Below are 19,617 nucleotides of genomic sequence, written 5' to 3'. Positions count from 1 at the left end.
TATTGTAGCAACGCATTCAAGGAGCGCTCTATGCCGAGTTTTACGGCCCCCAACGGCTCACCGGTCAGTATTCCGGCAGCCACTGTTGTGCGGATACGCGATGCCTATCCGGAGGAATCGACCGAATCCAATGCCAAGTGCCGGATCGATCATCCCGACGTGCAGTTCGTCACCGAAGATTCAAGCGCCGTCGTTCCTGTCGTAAGGTCTGAAAACACCCATATCGGCCAGCTCACCCTGCCAAACAGCAAACCCGTGTGGTTCAACGGTGCGGTTTCGCGGGGACCAGTTCGTCTTGTCGGCGGCCATCCGCCCAAGGCGCAGTCGGCGCTCTACATCACCGACAAGATCCAATACGTGACCGAGACGCCGGAGGCGGTCAGAACAACAGTCGCGGCGGCGGGAGGCAATGCTTTGCCCATCCCCACCGAAGGCTTCCTTGCGACCATCGCGAACGTATTCAGCAAGTTCAGCGCGCCGCCGGCAGTATGGGACTGACGCAACCGTGCCTGATGAAGTTGTTGCCGCCGCCGCTTGGGATTAGCGGCATCCTCTATCGGCTGTCCGTGTTCGGCAATTCGGCTTGGGAGATCCTCTATAACGATCCTGACGAGCGATTTTCCCGTCGCGATCGAAGCCTGCGGCAAGTCGGCATTGTGGATCGCATCTTGCCGCCCGCGCCGGACCTTGCCATCCGCATTCTTCCCGACGTCACCCGCGCGCGGGCCAAACCCGACCTCACCTCTCCGCTTTCGATACCGGCGGCCGCGCCTTGCGCGAAGGGATGTATCGGCGCTTAATCGCCTCATGGTGCGATGCGCCGACATCGTCTTTCACCGTGACGCGCATGCCTGAATCCCAGGCTTCGTCTCGAAAAACCGGCGCTGCCGCTTCGAGTGCGTCACGACCCGAGTGCCATATGATCATGAATATCACGACGCACTTCGTGGTCGCGGCAGGCTAGGCGGCATGACCAGTCCTTTGAAACGTGCGCGGTTTGTCTCGCTCGATTCCTCACATCTGGTCAATCTGGCGCGCGGGCTCTATGCGCCGGATGCTGCAACGCGCACGGCCGCCCTCGCGCTCATGGAGGTGCTCACGACGGGAAACGAGATCCTCGTCCTCAGTTTCCATCATTTTCAGGAGCTCTTAGTCTATGGCGATGCGCGCGTGGTGGCGGAGCGAGTCCGCGTGCTGGAAGCGCTGCCGCTGGTTGCGCTCGTGACGAACCAGCGCGGAGACGGCGTCGCTGGATCGATATTCGAACTCCAGGTGGCAGAAGTTCTTGCGGCGTTTCGTAGTCCAAACGCAACGCCGCGCATGGTTCGCGACGCGGTCGCGAGGGGGATATTCCGGCTGACGTCGGGCGCCGAAGCCGTCCGCGTATTTCAGCGGGAGCTGCCGCTTCTGCAGCCGGAGTTTGTCCGCATGGCGGCGCGTAGTCGGGAGATTGTCGCAATAGCGCAATCAGACTTTACCGGCGTCGCGCACCGAAAGATAAGCGAGTTTCTGAGCGGCAAACTTCGCGCGCCGCTCGACATCCGGCGCCATATCTCCCGGCTCGGCGCGGCCCTGGAGTCCGACATTCAACAACACGGGGACCAAAAGATTCCCGATAAAAGCGCGGTCTCCGCGGCCTTTATGGCGGATATTGCTGAACGCGGCCGCGCTTTGGCTGGCAGCGATAATCCTGGCCTTCAGATCCTGGCCTGGAGCGATGTTGATCGAGACGAGATCACGCCGGACACGACGATTGGCGAGGTTAGCGACTGGGCCGCGTTCCGCACCAAGCTCAAGCAGATGAATGGGACGCTGAATCTCCCCTGGCAGGAGCTGAAGCGAAGCGTCAGCGAGAACCGGATTCCATCCGGCATCATTGATCGGGCGTTGAAGCGGTTCCGGCCCCGTTCAGCCGAATGGAAGGGAAGCGACCTCATCGATACGCACCTCGCCTGTCTTGCATCCTATTGCGATATCACCTTCATGGATAAACGGACGCATGAGGGATTGCAGGTCGCGCGCAGGAAGATGAAAGATCTGGATTCCGTCTTGCGCCGCGTCGAGAAAGCGAAGAACATGCGGGTCGTCATCGAACGGCTTACGCGATGATACTGTAGGGTCAGACGATTGCGAGCGGGTCGTCGAAAGGCGGTGTGCGGCGTGCCGCGGTCATCAGCTGGACCAACCGATGCCGCGCTTCGGCGAACGGAACGTGGATCAGTCGGCCCGATACCGCATCGAGCGCGAGAAACTTCAGCTTTTCCTCATCCTCATAAGCTTGGAAATAGCGTACTGGCGCGTGGCTCACCACGATGGCTGATGCGTAAAGATCAAAGATACGCAGCGCCACAACTACCTGCCCTGGCAACACAGTCCAAGTGAACCCAGACGTTCAGAGCGACGAATAAAACCGAGCTACCGGTGCACCCGGACTTGCCGCCTGGTCCATCACAATTGCTTGCTCAGCTTCGTCAAGGCCCCAGAAGTGCGTGAGGGGTTGCGATCGTCAGCCGGCCGGGCCACGAGCAAGGCGGCTCGATCCAACGTGGAACCCCTACGGGGCGACTGAAACTGGCAGTTTTCTAGCATACTGACTTGGGTTTATCTCGACGACCTCCAACGGAGAACCTTCATGTACATACCACCCCACTTTCGAGATGACGACCTCGAGAACATACGAGCGACGATCCGCTGCGGCCGATTGGCCAACCTGATCACGGCCACGTCAGACGGGCCCCTTGCGACGCCTCTTCCGCTCTTTCTCGATGAGAGCGAAGGCGAACACGGTGCGCTGTACGGGCACCTAGCGAAGGGCAATCCGCAATGGCGCACGCCCCCGATCGGAGAAGCTCTTGCGATCTTTGCTGGCGCAGAGGCTTATGTGACGCCGTCCTGGTATCCCAGCAAACGACAAGCTGAACGTGTGGTGCCGACATGGAATTACATCGCGGTCCACGCCCATGGGCCGACCGAGTTCTTCGAGGATCCTGATCGCCTGCTTGAAATCGTGACGCGTCTGACGAATATCCATGAGACGTCACGTGCGACGCCTTGGGCCGTCAGCGATGCTCCCGCGGATTTCATCGCCGCCCAGTTGCGTGAGATCGTCGGCGTGCGCATCCCCATCACCAGGGTCGAAGGCAAGCGCAAGATGAGTCAAAACCGCCCCGCGCCTGACCGCCTTGGTGTCGCCACCGGCTTGGCGACGAGCAAACTGCCACGGGATCAGGAAGTTGCAGCTCTTATCCTGGTTCAGGGCTGAGGCGACAATGTGCATGACTGGCGCCAACAGGGCCGGTCGACAGAGAGCGAGCCTACATCTGCAGCTCTCACCGGCTCCAGCGGCATTAGTCTTGCCGTGACGACGGTCGAGGCATTGAGGATTGGCTGCAGCGGCGTTCTCTCAGTCAAAAGTTGTTCAACACCCCGGAGCTTCGACTTAATATTCCGAGTACTGAGAACCCAATTTGCCTCACCAGAGTGAACCGATCTCGGAGAGATCAACCTGGGCCATCGATTAACTCGCAAAATTCACTTACGGAACGGTCAGCTCGAACTTACCGCACCGTGTAGACTCTTGTCCGCATTCTGACAGAGACGCAATGTCGTGTCAGGTCCAGTACAGCGCGCATAGTAAGCGTTGAGACCTTCCAAAGCCTTCCGGCCTTATTGCATGCCAGCGCTGACTGGCATGGCCATTGCTTCAACCAAATCGATCCAGAAAAAGAGCTACAGAAGCAGCAATGCTCACGCTCTCCACCCGTCCTCTCGCCTCGGAAGAACGGTCCGCCCGTTCAGCTCACCGGCACGCGTTGCACCCGTGACGACTCTGTTCGAACCACCACGATAGCCCCAGACATGTAGACCAGTAAATATCTAAGTCTCGAACACATTCCATCGCACGATGACATTTGCCTTAGGTTGACGCATGAAATCCGCGATTATTTTCGACTGGAATGGCACGCTGCTCGATGATGCCAACGCGGTGCTGCAAACCATCAATGCGATTTTGAGCCGCTTCGGTCGCGCAGCTGTGGATATGCACAAGCTTCGAGAGAAGTTCGAACTCCCACCTTCGGTTCTTTTCCGCAACCTGGACATGTCGAAAGATGAAATCGAAGTCGTACAGAGCAACGACAACGCCATTTTTCACGACACTTATGAGTTCCTGGCGCGCAACGCGGCCTTACGTAAAGGGGCTCGAAATGTTTTGCTCGCCGCTGATCAGCGAGCCATCCAAACCGTCATTGTCAGCAACCACATTGTTGGACCAATTCGCACACAAGTGCGAAGACTTGGGATCAAGACTCATGTCACCGACATTTTGGCATTTGAGAGCCGCGCAACTCAGTTTAGGAGCATGAGCAAGCAAGAACGGCTGCGCTTGTATATGCAGGCCAATGATCTGTCCCCAGAAAGAACCGTCATCGTGGGCGATATGCCAGTTGAGACGGAGATTGCCCGCAATCTTGGCCTTATCAACGTATCAATCGTGGGAGGATATGTTTCCGAAGCGCGCTTACGCGCGGCAGGGCCCGACTACATGATTTATGATCATCATGAATTACTACCAATCTTACAGAAGCATTGCCTTTTTGAGGGCAGTTGAATGATTGCAATAACATAACTGAATATCTTCCGTCGGCACGCTCCTGCTGCCGCTCTCTTCACGATTGCACCATATTCGGTGGGTGAGGTCGACGATCGAGCTTCTTTGTCACTCGGTAGAATCATCGGTTAGTCCGAGAACTCGCTCCAAATAGCGCAATTCGTCACCATGGGGAGCTACATGTTCTTCTTTCGCCTGGCACGATGCTTGCTGAAGACCATCCGCTCCGAGAAGCAGAAACTTCAAGGGTTTGGAAAAACAACATGAGCACAACGGTTTTGATCGGTGATGTCATTCCGGGCGCCGATGTTCTGAAACGTGCAGCGCGCATCGGTGCCGAAGTCAAAAATATCGAGCTATCGGGCGATCTACCGGACCGCACGATCGCTGCGATCAACAGCTTGCTGCTCGAGCACAAGGTGATCTTCTTCCGCAACCAACGACATCTCAATGACGTTGAACAGGAGCGCTTTGCCGCTCGTCTTGGAAAGCTAACGCCGCATCCGATGCTCGGCGCCGCCAGGGGGACGGCCTCGCTCCTCGAACTGGACTCCACTCGCGGCGGCGGTCGCGCCGATGTTTGGCATGCGGATGGCACCTTCGCCGACGCCTATCCCAAGATTTTAGTCCTGCGGGCCGTTGTAATGCCAACTTTCGGAGGCGACACCGTGTGGTCGAACACAGCTTCCGCTTATCTCGATCTGCCGCCGCCGCTACAACGGCTTGCCGAGGAGCTATGGGCCGTTCACAGCAACGTTTTCGATTACGCCGGGATCGCGCGTGTCCGCGAGGTGGACAAGAAACACTTTGACGAGGTATTCACCAGAACGGTTTTTGAGACCGAGCATCCCGTCGTGCGCGTTCACCCCGAAACAGGCGAGCGCACGCTAGTGCTCGGCGCTTTGGTGAAGCACTTTGTTGGGATCTCCAAATACGACGGACAAAAGCTGTTCGATCTGTTCCAGTCTCATATCACCGCGCCCGAAAACACTGTGCGCTGGAGCTGGTTAGAGGGCGATATCGCGATATGGGATAACCGCGCAACGCAGCATTACGCCGTTAACGATTACGGGGACCGGCATCGCGTCGTACGTCGGGCGACGATCGAGGGTGACGTGCCTATCAGCGTCGATGGCCGGAGCAGTGTAACGCGCCTGAAGGTGACCGAATAAATGCCCATCGACGCCCAGCGCTCTTGATTTGAAAACAGAGAAAGCCTGGTAATCGGAGTTATTTCGGGGCAGACGCAGGAACACACCTTCCGACACGATATCTTAGCTCTCGGGCCAAACCCGGCAGCGTCTAGGTTGATGCATCGTACTATTAGCTTTGGCCGGCAGCTTCGAGAAGCCTTGAGCATCACAGTCCTTCGCCCGCGACCGGTACGTGGCCTTCACGTTTCAATTTAGAAAATCCTCGATCCGTGGCCATAAAGCGCGCCAACATGGGGGCGATGAGCTTAGTCGGTTCGACCACTTGACCACCTTGACGCGTAAGGGCTTCTGCATATGCAATGAGATCGCGATGCACGGCCGCCGGCAGCTCCGCACTCACTTTGACCGGCTTGTCGTCTGGAAGCTCTCCTATTTTGAGCTTTGGCATGTTGTCACCCTCTATACGGCGTAAGTATGAGGTCGCGATTGACAAGAACACGAACCGGGAAACCAGGTCGTACGGTCAAAGTAGGCTGGATGTTGAGACTGCGTCGAACCACCTGCTGTCCGGTTTGGTTTAGTGAGTCGGAGGCACCGTGTCGTAATGCTTGAATGATGGCGCTGTCGTTGCTGTTGGTGTCCGAGCCGGCACCCAGTTCAGTCCCGACCGCCAGAAACGTCGATAGTGCCGCAGCCTTGAAGAGCTCGCCCCAGTGATTGTCGACCTGGTCTTCCAGGCCTGCATACCCTGCAGTGTCAGCGCCAGGCTGCCGCTCGAGAACGATAGAACGTCCATTTGGCATGATCAGCCGGGTCCAAACAAGCAGGACACGGGACTGGCCGAAAGTGACCTGGCTATCGTAGATTCCGATCAGACGCGCACCTTGAGGCACTAACAAGAACCGACCGGTGGGCGTGTCGTATAAGTTTTCGGTGACCTGCGCGGTTACTTGGCCTGGAAGGTCTGATCGAATCCCAGTGATCAGCGCTCCCGGGATCACCGTTCCAGCCTGCACGATGTAGGGTGAAGCAGGTTTGGTGACGCGGTCAGGGCTCACCGCGCGACGGTCCGCAGAGGCGTTCACGAAGGCAAGCTTGCGGTCCTGGCCGTTCTGCGCCGATCCATCGTCGCCAGTGCTCGTTGCGCTCGCCGGCACGACGCGGTCGCTTCCAACCGCTGCAGCGGTGGGCGGACGCATTTCTCGTCCATTGCTCGCAGCGAACAAATGGCTAGTGCGGGCTGCCTCGGTCTCTTGATCTCGGCGCTGCTGCTCCGGATCACCGCCGATCGTCGGCGACTGGCCTTGAGCGGCAAGGATCGGTCGACCGAGGTCCCCAGGGAGCGGCGGGCCAAGCTGCGGGATTGGCTGGCGCGGTACGCCAGCATAATCGTTCGGCAGCGTCGTAATGCCGTCAGCCATATTGTGATGGTCGGTACTGTAAAGCTCATCAGCCGCCTGATTACGGGAGCGATTGCTCTGCAGCGACCACAGTACCGCTCCGCCGATGACAAGCAGGGCAACCGCGCTCCCGCCGGCCAGGACTTTCCGCGACAATCGTGTCACGCGCGGATGCTCTGCTCTCAAGCGGAAGCTTTCGGACTGCTCCTCTCGTGTCTCCGGCGGAACTGCTTGCTCGTGATCATTTACGTTCTGAGTGTTCATGACGACGGCCTCCCGTCGGTCCTGACAATACGGACCCTCTGCTGGTGCTCGCCGCCGAGCCGCAGTTCGGCGGCTGCAAACAGCCGATCGACGATCAGCACGTTGCCGTACGCGCGATAGTTGACGAGTTCGGTCTTGCCGTCTGGACCGATGACGAAGAGCGGAGGCATCTCGCCCTGCACGATGCCTTGCGGGAATTCGACATAGACCTTGCGGCCATCGTCATATGCGGCGAGCGGCCGCCAGGGCGGACTGTCTCCTTCAATGGCATAGCGGGAGATGCGCTGCGCCGGGTCCGGAAGAATAGGCTTCAGAGCGACTGAACGCGATCGTTCCCGCGCAGTTTCTGGGTAATACCAGGCAACAGACGGCATGTATGGCCGCTCGCGGGAGCGGAGCTCGATCAGGTAGGTGCGCCGGTCGGTATTGACCACCAGATTGGTCTCGATCCAAGCTCGGGTCGGCTTGACAAGGATATGGACGCGGCGTGTGTCGCCGTTCCCGCTCTCGGTATCTCCTACGACCCAGCGTACGGTATCTCCGGCCGCGATAGGCCCTGATCCGGTCAACTGTTCTCCTTCCTCGAGCGCGATATCCGTAATCTGCCCCGGTGCGGCGTAGATTTGGTAGAGGGCCCCAGGACTGTAGGCGTAGATTTGCGCCGCGTTAAAATATCCTCGCTTGCGCGGTTCGACCCGCGCTGCGCTGTTTGCCGTCTCAACCCGGTTCACGGGTTCGGGCTCTTCCTTCCCAGCCGACTTGCCACCGAGAGCGGGCTTCCAGAGTGGTGGAACGTGAAGCAGTCGCGATCTGTCGTCGGGAGCCACTGGCGTCGCCGGCAACGGAGGAACTTCAGCGTCATAGCTGATCTCCGGAGGAATGTAGGTCGCGCACCCACCCAGCGCCGAGGAGCCCAGTAAGAGCGCGGACAGAAATGCTCGTTTTGCGGTCACGAACTCGGACCAAGTCGAATTGAGCTTGCGAAGTTGGATACGACGCTTCGCAGATACTTCTGACATCATATCGGTCACTGGCTCAACTCCTTCGACCAGTTGATGGCGCGGACATAGACGCCAAGGGGGTTTTTGCGCAGGCGTTCGGCATCGCGCGGCGTCTCGATCACGATCGTGAGGATTGCAGTCCAACGTTCGGTCGAACTCAGCGTGCCGTTGTCGTAACTGCGTTGGGTCCATGCGACCCGAAAACTTTCCGACGACGCGCGAATGACGCTCGAGACGTCGACGGAGATCTGCGTCTTACCCAGCTTGGCAAAGGGGTCATTGTTCCGCGCGTAGTCGTTGAGCGCAGCGGCGCCGCGATCGGTCGTAAAATCATAGGCCCGGAGCCAGTTTTGGCGTAGAACGATGCCGTCGGCTGGCAGACCTCTGACATCCTCGATAAAGCGCGCTAGATGGTAGGCGATCTGCGCATCAGTGGGTTGATAGTCCATGTTGGCCGGCGCAACCATTTGGGCTTGGCCGAGATGATCGACTTCGACCACCCAGGGCGTGATCGATCCTTGATTTGACTGCCAGACAAGCCCACCAGCGAGACCGGCTGAAAGCGTCAAGCAACCGAACGCCATCAGGCGCCAATTCTTGGCCTGCAGACGCGCTGATCCAATGCGTTCGTCCCAGACCTGCGCTGCTTTCTGATACGGTGTGACCGGTTCGGGCATGCGCCCGTAATGAACGGAAGTGCGCTTAAACATCGATGGCTGCCCCTGGTATCGAGTGATCGGTTTCGAGTCGTGCGATGGAGGGATTTGAGGCGCTGCTGTGCGGCGGGGGTGCAGTGGTGCGTCTTAGCGCTCTCCTTCGGACAAATCGACGGAGGAGCCGCTGCCACCATGATCGCCCGAGCGAACCGCGTGGCCAGCAGCCGAGGCACCATGCCGGATGGTCTGAGCACGCTTCATGCGGCGCGCCCAATCGGGCTGCCCTTCGGCCGAGGTGCTTGCGGCCTGCTCGCCCGCTTGCCCACCGCCGAAGGCAGCCGCTGCGCGACGCAAAGGACTCATGGCAGATGAGCTGCCGCCCTCCGCGACACCAGCAAGGCCGCCGCTTCGATAGGCGGCTGATGCTCCGCTCATGACAGCGCCGCCACCGCGCGAGGCGCCTGCAATCGCGCCGCCAGCAAGACCAGCGCCACCGGCGGCAACACCTGCGCCTGCCGCAACAATGCCGCCGGCAGCAAGGCCTGTTCCAATCGCGGCACCGGCGCCGAGCTGGGGTCCGCCCGACACCAGGCCGTTTGCGATACCCGGACCGAAGATACCGAGGCCCAGCAAGGACAGCGCCGCAAGCACCAGTGTCATCGCGTCTTCGATGGTTGGCTGATTGCCACCAAAGCCAGCTGTGAACTGCGAGAACAGGGTCGATCCAATCCCGACGATGACGGCCAGGACCAAGACCTTGATTCCAGAGGATATGACATTGCCAAGGACCCGCTCTGCGGCGAAGGCGGTCTTGGCAAACAAGCCAAAGGGAATGAGCACGAAGCCGGCCAGCGTCGTGAGCTTGAACTCGATCAGGGTGACAAAGATCTGGATCGCCAGAATGAAGAAGGCGAGCAACACCACGACCCAGGCGAACAGGAGAACGACGATCTGGACGAAATTCTCGAAAAAACTGATGTAGCCCATCAGGTTGGAAATCGAATCGAGCAGTGGTCGGCCGGCGTCGAGGCCGACTTGAGCGATCTTTCCCGGTCGCAGGAAATCGGATGCGGACAGGCTTGCACCCGATGCTTTCAGTCCAAGACCGGCAAAGCTCTCGAAGACGATACGCGCGAGGCTGTTCCAGTTACCGATGAGGTAGGCAAAGACGCCGACGAAGAGCGTCTTCTTGACGAGGCGCGCGATGATGTCCTCGTCAGGACCCCAACTCCAGACCAACGCAGCGAGCGTGATATCGATTGCAGCAAGTGTCGTTGCGAGATATCCGACATCGCTGCCGAGCAGCCCAAAGCCGTTGTCGATATAACGCGTGAACGTTTCCAGAAACTGGTCAATGATCCCCGTACCCGTCATGGCTTGTTCGCCTCGGGTGTCGCCAGGTTCGGATATCCCTGCGGGATCCGGCTTTGATCCTTCGGGGCCGATATCGAACTGGCTGAGTCATCGTGGCCGGGAGCTGCGGCACTGCCTTTTTTGCCAAAGAAGCGACGCCGATTTTCGGCCCACACTTGCTGGCAATGGCGATAACCCGCTGTTTCCTCCGGAGTGACGCCACGGCAGCGTGCGAGGTCGGCGTTGGCTGCATCGGTCGTCTGCCCCGCCTTCGGTGCCGGCGAAGAATCGTCTCCGCCACGCAGCTGGATCGTGCAGGCCGCGACCGCCACTAGGCCGATTGTCGTAAGCAGCGAAAGCGCCTTGAATGCCTTTACGTCGGTCATCAGTGAAACATCTGCACGTTGGAGGATTGATAGCCCTGTCCTGGGGTCAGGAACCGCCTGAGCTGCTCTCGCCCCTGATCCTGGGCCGAGGCGCGCTGAGCTGCTTCGAGGCTCTGCGCCCTGCCCTGCGCCGCCGCGGCCGCCGTGAGATCGGCAAGTTGTTGCGCTTGAAGCGCGAGGATCTGGTTGCCGGCCTGAGTTGCCTGCAAGGCGCCACTGGCACTCTGGCTCGAGGTTACGAGGGCAGACGTCTGGATGCGATTGGTGTCGAGGTTGCCAACGATACCGGCCTGGACACGAAGCGCGTCTTGCGTCGCTGCATAGGAATTCTGCCATCGCGATTGAGCGTTGGAGATCAGCAACTGGTTCGACTGGCTGCTGGTCGCTGGCGCGTAGCTTGTCGAGAAGGCATGATCGATCTGCTGCACGTCGTAGGCAATGCGCTGAGCCTGGGTCAACAATTGCTGGGTCCGCTGGATCGATGATTGCAACTGCTGCAGCGACGAATACGGCAGGCTTGCCAGATTCTTGGCCTGATTGATCAACATCTGCGCCTCGTTCTGCAACGAGGTGATCTGATTGTTGATCTGCTGCAGCTCCCGCGCGGCAGTCAGGACATTCTGAACGTAGTTGTTGGGATCAAAGACGATCCACTGTGCCCGCGCAGGTACCGTGACGCAAAGCATCAGCGCGACGGTGCCAGCGGCGACCAATAGGCCATGACGCCTCATAGGGATTTCTCCAGATTGACGAGATTGGGGATCAGGTCTAGGGCCCAAGCGACATCAAGGTGCTGAAGCCAGGCCGGCACGAAGCCATCAGGTCCATGTTCGGCGAGGAGTTGCGCGATCGCGGCTTGGTCTGTCTTGGAAGAGGCTGCGGTAAAGGCAAGCGCGACCTCACCAAGCCCAAGTTCGAACATCCGGTTGCCCCGACGCGACTGGCAATAGTAGTCACGCTTTGGCGTTGCCCTGCTCAGTAGCTCGATCTGGCGGTCATTGAGGCCGAAGCGGCGATAGATGGCGGTGATTTGCGGTTCGATCGCCCGTTCGTTCGGCAGCAACAGGCGCGTTGGGCAGCTTTCGATGATAGCCGGCGCAATCGCAGAGCCATCAATGTCCGAAAGCGACTGGGTGGCGAAGATGACGGACGCGTTCTTCTTCCGAAGCGTCTTCAGCCATTCCCGGAGCTGCCCCGCAAAATCCTCGTCATCGAGGGCAAGCCAACCTTCGTCGACAATAAGGAGTGTTGGCCGGCCATCGAGACGATCACCAATACGATGGAAGAGGTACGCCAACACGGCCGGCGCAGCACTCGTTCCGATCAAGCCTTCGGTCTCGAACGCCTGGACCGATCCCTCGCCGAGACGCTCGAATTCGGCATCGAGCAAGCGCCCGGACGGACCGCCGAGGCAATAAGGTTGCAAGGCGCGTTTTAGAGAGTTCGATTGGAGCAGGACTGACAGGCCCGTCAGGGTGCGCTCCTGCCTCGGCGCCGAAGCGAGAGACGTCAGCGCCGACCACAGGTGATCCTTGACCTCCGGGGTGATCTCGACCTTTTCCCGTGCGAGGATCGCGCCGATCCATTCCGTCGCCCATCCGCGCTCGGAGGGATCATCAATCCAGGCCAGCGGCTGCAGGGCGACGGGTTGTTCACCTCCGTCAGACAATGCGCCGCCGAGATCATGCCAATCACCGCCCATGGCGAGGGCGGCCGCCCGAATCGAACCACCGAAATCGAACGCAAAGACCTGAGAGTTCGGGTAACGCCTGAACTGTAGCGCCATCAGCGCGAGCAGCACTGACTTGCCAGCGCCTGTCGGCCCCACCACAAGGGTATGACCGACGTCGCCGACGTGGAGCGAGAATCGGAACGGCGTTAATCCCTCGGTCTTGCCGAACAAAAGCGGCGGACCCTTGAAGTGCAGATCCCTCTCCTCGCCCGCCCACACGGCCGACATCGGAATCATATGAGCGAGGTTGAGGGTCGATACCGGTGGCTGCCGTACGTTCGCATAGACATGCCCCGGCAGGCTGCCAAGCCAGGCTTCGACGGCGTTCACTGTCTCGATCATGCAGGTGAAATCACGACCCTGGATTACCTTCTCGACCAGCCGCAGCTTTTCATCAGCAGCACTGGGATCACCGTCCCATACGGTGATGGTTGCGGTGACAAAGGCTTGCCCGATCTGATCTGACCCCAGTTCCTGCAAAGCCGCGTCAGCATCTATCGCCTTGTTGTGGGCGTCAGTATCGAGCAGCGTCGACGCCTCGTTGGTCATGACCTCCTTGAGAATGGCGCCGATGGATTTTCTCTTGGCGAACCACTGCCGGCGAATCTTCGTCAGCAGCTTCGTGGCATCGGTCTTGTCGAGCATGATTGCTCGGGTCGACCAGCGATACGAGAACGGCAGGCGATTGAGGTCATCAAGAATTCCTGGCGTCGTCGCGCCCGGAAAGCCGACAATCGTCAGGACCCGGAGGTTGGCTGAGCCCAACGTCGGCTCGAGGCCGCCGGTCAGTGGCTGGTCGGCCAACAGCGCATCGATGTACATCGGAATTTCTGGCACTCGAACCCGATGACGCTTGGTCGAGATCGTTGAGTGCAGGTAGGTCAGCGTGTCCTGATCATCGAGCCAGATGCATTCCGGCATGAACCCTTCGATGAGTTGAAGCACGCGGTTTGTTTGGTCGGCAAACCCGCGGAGGATTTCGCGCGCGTCTGCGCCAACAGTCCGATCGCGGCCCTCATAAAGCAGGCGCTCTGCCTTGGCGGCTCCCTCCTCCGGCGGCAGATAGAGGAAGGTTAGGAAATAGCTGGACTCATAGTGAGCGCCGGCCTCTTCGAACTGAGCCCTGCGTTCGGCATCGACCAGTGCGGATGCGACATCTGGAAATGTACTCGGAGGATAGGACCCAGCAAAATGACGCTGCGCCTCGACAAATACGGCCCAACCAGATCCCAGACGGCGCAGGGCGTTGTTCAGGCGACCGGCGACGCCGACAAGTTCGGCCGGCACCGCGCTGTCGAGATCAGGCCCCCGGAACTTTGCCGTCCGCTGGAACGAGCCGTCCTTGTTCAGGATGATTCCCTCGTCGACAAGGGCTGCCCAGGGCAGGAAGTCGGCGAGACGCGCGTTGGAATGACGATATTCGGCAAGGTTCATCATGACCGAGAACTCAGAGATTGAGATGACCGGGAATGCGCAGATGTCGGCGCACCACATCGACAAAAGCGGGATCGCGCTTGGCGGCCCAGACGGCGGCCATGTGGCCGATGAACCAGAGGACAAGACCCGCGATCCAGAGCCGCAATCCCAGCCCCAGGGCTGCCGCAAGCGTGCCGTTGACGATCGCGACCGACCGCGGCGCGCCACCCATCAGGATTGGCTCAGTGAGCGCGCGATGAACGGGGACCACGAAACCCGTGACCGGTTCATCCATCAGACCACCACGCCGCCGCCGAAAGAGAAGAACGACAGGAAGAAGCTCGAGGCGGCAAACGCGATCGACAGACCGAACACGATCTGGATCAGCCTGCGGAAACCACCTGACGAGTCCCCGAACGCGAGCGTGAGCCCGGTCACGACGATGATGATGACGGCGATGATCTTGGCGACCGGACCTTCAACCGACTGCAAGATCTGATTGAGTGGCTGCTCCCACGGCATGTTCGAGCCAGCCGCCAACGCCGGTGCCGACGACAAAAGCACCGCGCCGAAGGCGGCCAACGATGCACCTCGAAGAAAGCGAAATTGCTGACGCATGTCAGTCTCCTGCTGATGAAAGGTTGTAGTCACTGGCGGCCCCGAGCCCGGTGACGATGGCAAGTTCAGCGAGGCGACGGTCACCGCCGCGCCCGGCAAGCACAGCAACGAGGTTGATGGTCTCGGCGATCAGGGCACGCGGAACCGTGATGACGGCTTCCTGGATGAGTTGCTCAAGCCGCCGCAGCGCACCCAGCGCGCTGCCCGCGTGAATGGTGCCGATGCCGCCGGGATGACCGGTGCCCCAGGCCTTGAGCAGATCGAGCGCTTCGGCACCGCGAACCTCGCCAACCGGAATGCGATCCGGACGCAATCGCAGCGATGAGCGAACCAGGTCGGAAAGCGTGGCCACGCCATCTTTGGTCCGCAAGGCTACGAGATTGGGCGCCTTACATTGGAGTTCGCGCGTATCCTCGATCAGCACGACCCGATCGGAGCTCTTCGCCACCTCGGCCAGGAGCGCGTTCGTCAAGGTGGTCTTGCCGGTCGATGTCCCGCCGGCGACGAGGATGTTCTTCCGTGCGGCGACCGCGTCCTTCAGGGTCCTGGCCTGCTCCGAGGTCATGATCCCCCCAGCGACGTAGTCGTCGAGTGTAAACACGGCCACAGCCGGTTTGCGGATAGCAAAGGCCGGTGCCGCAACGACCGGCGGCAACAGACCTTCGAAGCGCTCGCCGGTCCCAGGCAATTCGGCCGAGACCCGTGGCGCGCCGGCATGCACCTCGGCGCCGACGTGATGCGCCACCAGGCGAACGATGCGCTCGCCATCCGCAGCCGACAGGGTCTCGCCTGTATCGATCAGCCCATTCGACAACCGGTCGATCCACAGCCGCCCATCCGGGTTGAGCATCACCTCGATGATCGCTTCGTCCTCGAGGTAGCCGGCAATCGCGGTGCCAAGCGCACTGCGCAGCATTCGCGCACCGCGCGAACTCGCTTCCGATTGAATGGAATGGATTGTCACCGTTCGCCCCCACCGAATGAGGACGTCCAAAGAGCGTCCTCAGATGGGGATGATTAGAAAAGGCACCAACGGACTTGGTGCAACAATGGCTTTTAGTGATCGTAGATTGGCGTAGAAAAAGAAAGCCTGAGAACTGATCTTTGAGGCCAACTCAATCGTATCGGTTCGCTGCGAGTTACTGCTCACCACTCGGCATCATCATTCGCGGGTATGAGGATCGGCGAGTTCTCATACGAGCTTGCTGACTCGACAACGTCGAAAACATTAGCCGGCACGAGAAACGGAATTGGCCTCATCCGTGAAGCTAAGTATCGGCCCCAAGGCATCGAGAACCAGACCAACGCCGCGATCTGCAGCGCTACGCTAACGCCGAACGCCACCTGATAGGCTTGGACGGTCCTATGGCCATCATTCGTGGGCCATTGCTCCAGGATCAGGCCTGTCGCGTATTGTGCCAGAAACGCCCAGCCAAAGTGCAAGACGTTCAAGGCGCCGTTGGCACGACCAGCAAGCTCCGGTGGAAAGTAATCTGCTATCACCGCGAAGCTGACCACCGTCGCCGTTCCCACAATTGCGATAGCAGACCAGGGCCAAATGGACGGCAGAGGCACCTGCAGAATCAAGACTAACTCCGCTGCGATGAACAGCACTGCTACCATGGCCATTATCGCCTCCGCCCCGATTCCTCTTCGTTTGGTGTTGTGGACCGCCATACCGAACAACCAGGCACCACCGCTCAATACGGTCGACATTATGAACAGCTGTCGGACCAGACTGGCGCGATCAAACCCCTCTACGTCTATCAACCACGGCGACGCCCACAAACCCTGCAGTGACCAGGATGATCCAATGCAAGTCGCCGATAACGGGGCCATTCGCCAGAACCTTCGATCGCTGAAAACGGAGCCAAGGGTGGCGCGCGCTGTTGATGGGACAGCGCCTCGTTCAGGCACCACGACATAGATGAGAATGGCTATCGCACCAGTAGCGGCTGCCAGGATCTCAAAGAGCTGCCGCCAGCCCATCCAAGCGAGCAGATGTTCGACGGGAGCAGTAGCGGTCACCGCTCCTAGCGAGCCCAGCATGACCATGTAGCCGTTCAGCAAGGCAACTCGCTCCCTGGGGAACCAAAGGACGATGGACTTCAGTCCTGCGGTCAGCGCCGCCGCGACGCCAAGCCCGATCATTGCACGCGCGATCAAAAGGGACAGAAAGCCGGTCGACACCGCGAACAGTCCGGCGCCCACTGCTGCGAGCAAGAGTAGAACGCTCTGGACGCGACGCGGACCAAAGCGGTCCAATAAGATACCGACGGGGATCTGAGCCGCCGCGAAAATAAGAAAATAGACTGACGTGAGCAATCCGAGGTCGGCAGTCCCAAGCCCGGTGTCCGAGCTGAGATGGCTGGCGATCAGAGCGTTGATCGTTCGAAACAGATACGAAAGATAGTACCCGGCAGCAAAAGGGAGAAAAACGCGCGCGATTCGACGCCATGCTGGTGAGTTTTGCATGCTGGCCCCTTTGCTCTCAGCTCGCTCGAGCCGATAGCGCGTCCAGCTTTTGTCAGTTCGGCTAAATCGCTGCGTTCGTAGGCTGGCGTAGAAAAAGAAGGACCGGCGAAATGGTCTTTCTACATGGTTCAATCAGGTTTCTTCGGCCGGTTCCTGACGGCGGATATCTTCTGGAATCTCGCGCAGAAAGCTTTGGCCTTTTTGCAAACGGCGCCCGAGCGCCTCGACAAATCCTTCAAAGCGCTCCCTGCCCTTTGCCTGTGCGGCCACCTGGGCATCGTTGGGCAATGGTGGCGTAATTGTCAGCCAGAAACGGATGAAGAGGGCCAAGGTCTCCGCCGTCAAACCAACGTCACGCTCCAGCCTCTGCATCTGACGAGAAAGCCGATCCAGACGGCGGGTAAACGCCGCCTCCCGCCTGTCCGCTCCGTCCGGTGAGAGAAAAGAAGCGACAGCCGCTTCCACGATCGCAGACCGGGAAAGCTTCCTGCGATCGGCGAGCTCCGAGATCTGTTTCAAGAGCTCTGGCGGGAAATAAACGTTCATCCGGTCGCGCATAGTGCCTTAGAGCTCCATACTGTCATTCGGGTCCATAGCGACCTGACGCGCGACGCCACGCATCTGTTGGCGCATGAGTCGAGACTGGCGGACCGCATCCTCGTCGTCGTCAAGAACGACGGCAAATTCTTCTGCCGGCGTCGGCTCGGTCGTCTCCTTGGCAATCGCGACATGATCAGGGAGTTCGGGCTCACGGCGGAGACCGCTGTTCGCCGCATCTTCCTCTCCATGCCCCCTGTCGTTTGGAGGTGGCGCCGGCTTCAGAGTTCCAAGTGTTGACCATCCGTCCGTTCGCGATGATCGGCCGGCGCTCGCCGGATCGGGCGGCGGCAAGACCCGTTCGGTGAACCGCCGATCCTCGTAGTAGCGGACCTTCTTCGCCCGGATCGGCGGCGTGCCCGCCAACATCACGATTTCATCCATCGGCGGAAGCTGCATGACTTCGCCCGGGGTCAAGAGCGGCCTTGCCGTCTCCTGGCGCGAGACCATCAGGTGCCCCAGCCAGGGGTTCAACCTATGACCGGCATAGTTCTTCATGGCCCTCATCTCGGTCGCCGTACCGAGCGCGTCGGACACTCGCTTCGCCGTCCGCTCGTCATTGGTCGCAAAGCTGACGCGGACGTGACAATTGTCGAGGATCGCATTGTTGGGCCCATAGGCTTTTTCAATCTGATTAAGCGATTGCGCGATCAAGAAACTCTTGATGCCGTACCCCGCCATGAAGGCGAGCGCAGACTCGAAGAAATCGAGCCGCCCCAGCGCCGGGAACTCGTCGAGCATCATCAGGACTCGATGCCGGCGGTCGCGGGCGTGTAAGTCCTCGGTCAGGCGTCGGCCGATCTGATTCAGCACCAGACGGATCAGGGGCTTGGTGCGCGAGATATCGGAAGGTGGCACTACGAGGTAGAGCGTCGTGGGGCGGCTATCTGCGATCAGATCTGCGATCCGCCAGTCGCACCGGCAGGTCACCTTGGCCACCACGGGATCCCGGTAAAGCCCAAGGAACGACATGGCGGTGGACAGAACGCCTGAACGTTCGTTCTCGGATTTGTTGAGGAGCTCGCGCGCGGTTGAGGCGATCACGGGATGGGCGCCCTGCTCACCAAGATGCGGTGTGGTCATCATCGCCTTCAACGTTACGTCAATCGGCCGCTTCGGGTCGGACAGGAAGGCGGCCACACCGGCCAAAGTCTTGTCCGCCTCGGCATAGAGGACATGGAGGATGGCACCGACCAGGAGCGAATGGCTGGTCTTCTCCCAATGGTTCCGCTTGTCCAGCGAGCCTTCGGGATCGACCAGGACGTCGGCGACGTTCTGGACGTCGCGGACTTCCGATTCCCCACGCCGGACCTCGAGCAACGGATTGTAGGCTGAGGACTTTGGGTTGGTCGGGTCGAACAACAGGACGCGGCCATGCCGCGAGCGGAAGCCGGCGGTCAGCTGCCAGTTCTCGCCTTTGATGTCGTGCACGATGGCCGAGCCGGGCCAAGCCAGCAGCGACGGGACGACAAGACCGACACCCTTGCCCGACCGGGTGGGCGCAAAACACAAGACGTGCTCCGGTCCATCATGGCGAAGGTAGTCACGGTCGAGTTTGCCCAGCACAACACCATCCGGACCAAGAAGTCCGGCCACTCGAACCTCCTCCAGACCAGCCCAGCGCGCCGAACCATAGGTCTCGACATTTTTGGCTTCGCGAGCGCGCCAGACCGACATGCCGATCGCCACCGCAATCGAAATGAATGTCCCACATGCCGCGATGAACGCCCCTTCGACAAAGACCTGCGGCGCATAGGCGTCGTAGACGAACCACCACCAGAAGTAGATCGGTGGGTAGTAGAATTTCCAACCCAACAGTTCGAACCAGGGCCGCCCAAGCTCCGGTTGCCAGGCGAGCCGCCAGGCGGTCCACTCGGTGGCACCCCAAATGGCCAGCAAAACAATCAGGCCGACAACGACTACCTGTCCCCACAGAATCTTGGTTCCAGACATCCC

21 protein-coding genes are annotated in these 19,617 nt (G+C 59.8%); 6 read left to right on the top strand and 15 right to left on the bottom strand.

Features of this window, described 5'->3' with window-relative positions:
- Positions 1-30 precede the first annotated feature (30 nt).
- The 3 genes from ACVI1L_RS25650 (at position 31) to ACVI1L_RS25640 (ending at position 2,109) form a co-directional block, all read left to right on the top strand.
- Entirely contained in the window at positions 31-498 is a 468-nt protein-coding gene (locus ACVI1L_RS25650; protein ID WP_456784194.1) for a hypothetical protein, read from the top strand.
- A gap of 14 nt (positions 499-512) precedes the next feature.
- A complete protein-coding gene (locus ACVI1L_RS25645) occupies positions 513-800 on the top strand; it encodes a hypothetical protein (protein WP_456784193.1) in 288 nt (95 codons plus the stop codon).
- Positions 801-969: 169 nt separating this feature from the next.
- Positions 970-2,109 carry a hypothetical protein gene (locus ACVI1L_RS25640; protein WP_456784192.1) on the top strand — a complete coding sequence of 380 codons (1,140 nt, stop codon included), beginning with the start codon at positions 970-972 and terminating at the stop codon, positions 2,107-2,109.
- A 10-nt stretch (positions 2,110-2,119) separates the two neighbouring features.
- On the opposite strand, the gene ACVI1L_RS25635 is transcribed toward ACVI1L_RS25640, so the two are convergent.
- Positions 2,120-2,350, bottom strand: coding sequence for a hypothetical protein (locus ACVI1L_RS25635; RefSeq protein WP_456784191.1), 231 nt, complete (start codon positions 2,348-2,350; stop codon positions 2,120-2,122).
- A gap of 282 nt (positions 2,351-2,632) precedes the next feature.
- Here ACVI1L_RS25635 and ACVI1L_RS25630 point away from each other — a divergent pair, with 282 nt between their 5' ends.
- The 3 genes from ACVI1L_RS25630 to ACVI1L_RS25620 all read left to right on the top strand — a co-directional run bounded on the left by ACVI1L_RS25630 (position 2,633) and on the right by ACVI1L_RS25620 (position 5,781).
- Positions 2,633-3,262 (top strand): FMN-binding negative transcriptional regulator, encoded by a 630-nt coding sequence (locus ACVI1L_RS25630; protein WP_456784190.1) that lies wholly within the window; start codon positions 2,633-2,635, stop codon positions 3,260-3,262.
- Positions 3,263-3,928: 666 nt separating this feature from the next.
- Positions 3,929-4,609: an HAD family hydrolase gene (locus tag ACVI1L_RS25625; RefSeq protein WP_456784189.1), complete on the top strand. Its 681-nt coding sequence runs from the start codon at positions 3,929-3,931 to the stop codon at positions 4,607-4,609.
- Between the two features lie 263 nt (positions 4,610-4,872).
- Entirely contained in the window at positions 4,873-5,781 is a 909-nt protein-coding gene (locus tag ACVI1L_RS25620) for a TauD/TfdA dioxygenase family protein (protein ID WP_456784188.1), read from the top strand.
- Positions 5,782-5,968: 187 nt separating this feature from the next.
- On the opposite strand, the gene ACVI1L_RS25615 is transcribed toward ACVI1L_RS25620, so the two are convergent.
- From ACVI1L_RS25615 to ACVI1L_RS25550, 14 genes are all read right to left on the bottom strand, one after another.
- Positions 5,969-6,211, bottom strand: a complete 243-nt coding sequence (locus ACVI1L_RS25615) for a DUF2274 domain-containing protein (protein ID WP_456784187.1) — start codon at positions 6,209-6,211, stop codon at positions 5,969-5,971.
- 4 nt (positions 6,212-6,215) lie between these two features.
- Positions 6,216-7,427 (bottom strand): TrbI/VirB10 family protein, encoded by a 1,212-nt coding sequence (locus ACVI1L_RS25610; RefSeq protein ID WP_456784186.1) that lies wholly within the window; start codon positions 7,425-7,427, stop codon positions 6,216-6,218.
- The gene (trbG, locus tag ACVI1L_RS25605) at positions 7,424-8,449 is read right to left on the bottom strand and encodes a P-type conjugative transfer protein TrbG (protein WP_456785613.1); all 1,026 of its coding nucleotides are present in this window, start codon (positions 8,447-8,449) and stop codon (positions 7,424-7,426) included. The genes ACVI1L_RS25610 and trbG overlap by 4 nt, the downstream gene beginning before the upstream one ends.
- Before the next feature lie 5 nt (positions 8,450-8,454).
- A complete protein-coding gene (gene trbF, locus ACVI1L_RS25600; RefSeq protein ID WP_456784185.1) occupies positions 8,455-9,138 on the bottom strand; it encodes a conjugal transfer protein TrbF in 684 nt (227 codons plus the stop codon).
- Positions 9,139-9,231: 93 nt separating this feature from the next.
- Positions 9,232-10,458 (bottom strand): P-type conjugative transfer protein TrbL, encoded by a 1,227-nt coding sequence (gene trbL / locus ACVI1L_RS25595; RefSeq protein WP_456784184.1) that lies wholly within the window; start codon positions 10,456-10,458, stop codon positions 9,232-9,234.
- Complete coding sequence (gene trbK-alt / locus ACVI1L_RS25590) at positions 10,455-10,823, bottom strand: putative entry exclusion protein TrbK-alt (protein WP_456784183.1); 369 nt, start codon at positions 10,821-10,823, stop codon at positions 10,455-10,457. The genes trbL and trbK-alt overlap by 4 nt, the downstream gene beginning before the upstream one ends.
- Positions 10,823-11,554 (bottom strand): P-type conjugative transfer protein TrbJ, encoded by a 732-nt coding sequence (trbJ, locus tag ACVI1L_RS25585; protein ID WP_456784182.1) that lies wholly within the window; start codon positions 11,552-11,554, stop codon positions 10,823-10,825. The genes trbK-alt and trbJ overlap by 1 nt, the downstream gene beginning before the upstream one ends.
- Entirely contained in the window at positions 11,551-13,992 is a 2,442-nt protein-coding gene (gene trbE / locus ACVI1L_RS25580; RefSeq protein ID WP_456784181.1) for a conjugal transfer protein TrbE, read from the bottom strand. Before trbE ends, trbJ begins: the two co-directional genes overlap by 4 nt.
- Before the next feature lie 10 nt (positions 13,993-14,002).
- Positions 14,003-14,266: a VirB3 family type IV secretion system protein gene (locus ACVI1L_RS25575; protein WP_456784180.1), complete on the bottom strand. Its 264-nt coding sequence runs from the start codon at positions 14,264-14,266 to the stop codon at positions 14,003-14,005.
- On the bottom strand, positions 14,266-14,589 hold the full coding sequence (locus ACVI1L_RS25570; protein WP_456784179.1) for a TrbC/VirB2 family protein: 324 nt from the start codon (positions 14,587-14,589) through the stop codon (positions 14,266-14,268). The genes ACVI1L_RS25575 and ACVI1L_RS25570 overlap by 1 nt, the downstream gene beginning before the upstream one ends.
- Position 14,590: 1 nt before the next feature.
- Positions 14,591-15,505, bottom strand: a complete 915-nt coding sequence (trbB, locus tag ACVI1L_RS25565; RefSeq protein ID WP_456784178.1) for a P-type conjugative transfer ATPase TrbB — start codon at positions 15,503-15,505, stop codon at positions 14,591-14,593.
- Between the two features lie 230 nt (positions 15,506-15,735).
- Positions 15,736-17,064 carry an MFS transporter gene (locus tag ACVI1L_RS25560; protein ID WP_456784177.1) on the bottom strand — a complete coding sequence of 443 codons (1,329 nt, stop codon included), beginning with the start codon at positions 17,062-17,064 and terminating at the stop codon, positions 15,736-15,738.
- A 132-nt stretch (positions 17,065-17,196) separates the two neighbouring features.
- Positions 17,197-17,622: a ribbon-helix-helix domain-containing protein gene (locus tag ACVI1L_RS25555; RefSeq protein ID WP_456784176.1), complete on the bottom strand. Its 426-nt coding sequence runs from the start codon at positions 17,620-17,622 to the stop codon at positions 17,197-17,199.
- A 6-nt stretch (positions 17,623-17,628) separates the two neighbouring features.
- A complete protein-coding gene (locus tag ACVI1L_RS25550) occupies positions 17,629-19,614 on the bottom strand; it encodes a conjugal transfer protein TraG (RefSeq protein ID WP_456784175.1) in 1,986 nt (661 codons plus the stop codon).
- Between the last annotated feature and the right edge of the window lie 3 nt (positions 19,615-19,617).

It is taken from the genome of Bradyrhizobium sp. USDA 4516 (assembly GCF_054055915.1).
The sequence above is the reverse complement of the archived record's forward strand: the minus strand, read 5'-3'. Positions and strand labels throughout refer to the sequence as shown.

Excerpts from the sequence above, each read along its gene's own strand:
- ACVI1L_RS25620 (WP_456784188.1), top strand. The coding sequence starts at position 4,873 with ATGAGCACAACGGTTTTGATCGGTGATGTCATTCCGGGCGCCGATGTT.
- trbK-alt (WP_456784183.1), bottom strand. The coding sequence starts at position 10,823 with ATGACCGACGTAAAGGCATTCAAGGCGCTTTCGCTGCTTACGACAATC.
- ACVI1L_RS25615 (WP_456784187.1), bottom strand. The coding sequence starts at position 6,211 with ATGCCAAAGCTCAAAATAGGAGAGCTTCCAGACGACAAGCCGGTCAAA.
- ACVI1L_RS25560 (WP_456784177.1), bottom strand. The coding sequence starts at position 17,064 with ATGCAAAACTCACCAGCATGGCGTCGAATCGCGCGCGTTTTTCTCCCT.
- ACVI1L_RS25575 (WP_456784180.1), bottom strand. The coding sequence starts at position 14,266 with ATGGATGAACCGGTCACGGGTTTCGTGGTCCCCGTTCATCGCGCGCTC.
- ACVI1L_RS25570 (WP_456784179.1), bottom strand. The coding sequence starts at position 14,589 with ATGCGTCAGCAATTTCGCTTTCTTCGAGGTGCATCGTTGGCCGCCTTC.
- trbL (WP_456784184.1), bottom strand. The coding sequence starts at position 10,458 with ATGACGGGTACGGGGATCATTGACCAGTTTCTGGAAACGTTCACGCGT.
- ACVI1L_RS25645 (WP_456784193.1), top strand. The coding sequence starts at position 513 with ATGAAGTTGTTGCCGCCGCCGCTTGGGATTAGCGGCATCCTCTATCGG.
- trbF (WP_456784185.1), bottom strand. The coding sequence starts at position 9,138 with ATGTTTAAGCGCACTTCCGTTCATTACGGGCGCATGCCCGAACCGGTC.
- ACVI1L_RS25630 (WP_456784190.1), top strand. The coding sequence starts at position 2,633 with ATGTACATACCACCCCACTTTCGAGATGACGACCTCGAGAACATACGA.
- ACVI1L_RS25625 (WP_456784189.1), top strand. The coding sequence starts at position 3,929 with ATGAAATCCGCGATTATTTTCGACTGGAATGGCACGCTGCTCGATGAT.
- ACVI1L_RS25650 (WP_456784194.1), top strand. The coding sequence starts at position 31 with ATGCCGAGTTTTACGGCCCCCAACGGCTCACCGGTCAGTATTCCGGCA.
- ACVI1L_RS25610 (WP_456784186.1), bottom strand. The coding sequence starts at position 7,427 with ATGAACACTCAGAACGTAAATGATCACGAGCAAGCAGTTCCGCCGGAG.
- trbB (WP_456784178.1), bottom strand. The coding sequence starts at position 15,505 with ATGCTGCGCAGTGCGCTTGGCACCGCGATTGCCGGCTACCTCGAGGAC.
- ACVI1L_RS25550 (WP_456784175.1), bottom strand. The coding sequence starts at position 19,614 with ATGTCTGGAACCAAGATTCTGTGGGGACAGGTAGTCGTTGTCGGCCTG.
- trbG (WP_456785613.1), bottom strand. The coding sequence starts at position 8,449 with ATGATGTCAGAAGTATCTGCGAAGCGTCGTATCCAACTTCGCAAGCTC.
- trbE (WP_456784181.1), bottom strand. The coding sequence starts at position 13,992 with ATGATGAACCTTGCCGAATATCGTCATTCCAACGCGCGTCTCGCCGAC.
- ACVI1L_RS25555 (WP_456784176.1), bottom strand. The coding sequence starts at position 17,622 with ATGCGCGACCGGATGAACGTTTATTTCCCGCCAGAGCTCTTGAAACAG.
- trbJ (WP_456784182.1), bottom strand. The coding sequence starts at position 11,554 with ATGAGGCGTCATGGCCTATTGGTCGCCGCTGGCACCGTCGCGCTGATG.
- ACVI1L_RS25640 (WP_456784192.1), top strand. The coding sequence starts at position 970 with ATGACCAGTCCTTTGAAACGTGCGCGGTTTGTCTCGCTCGATTCCTCA.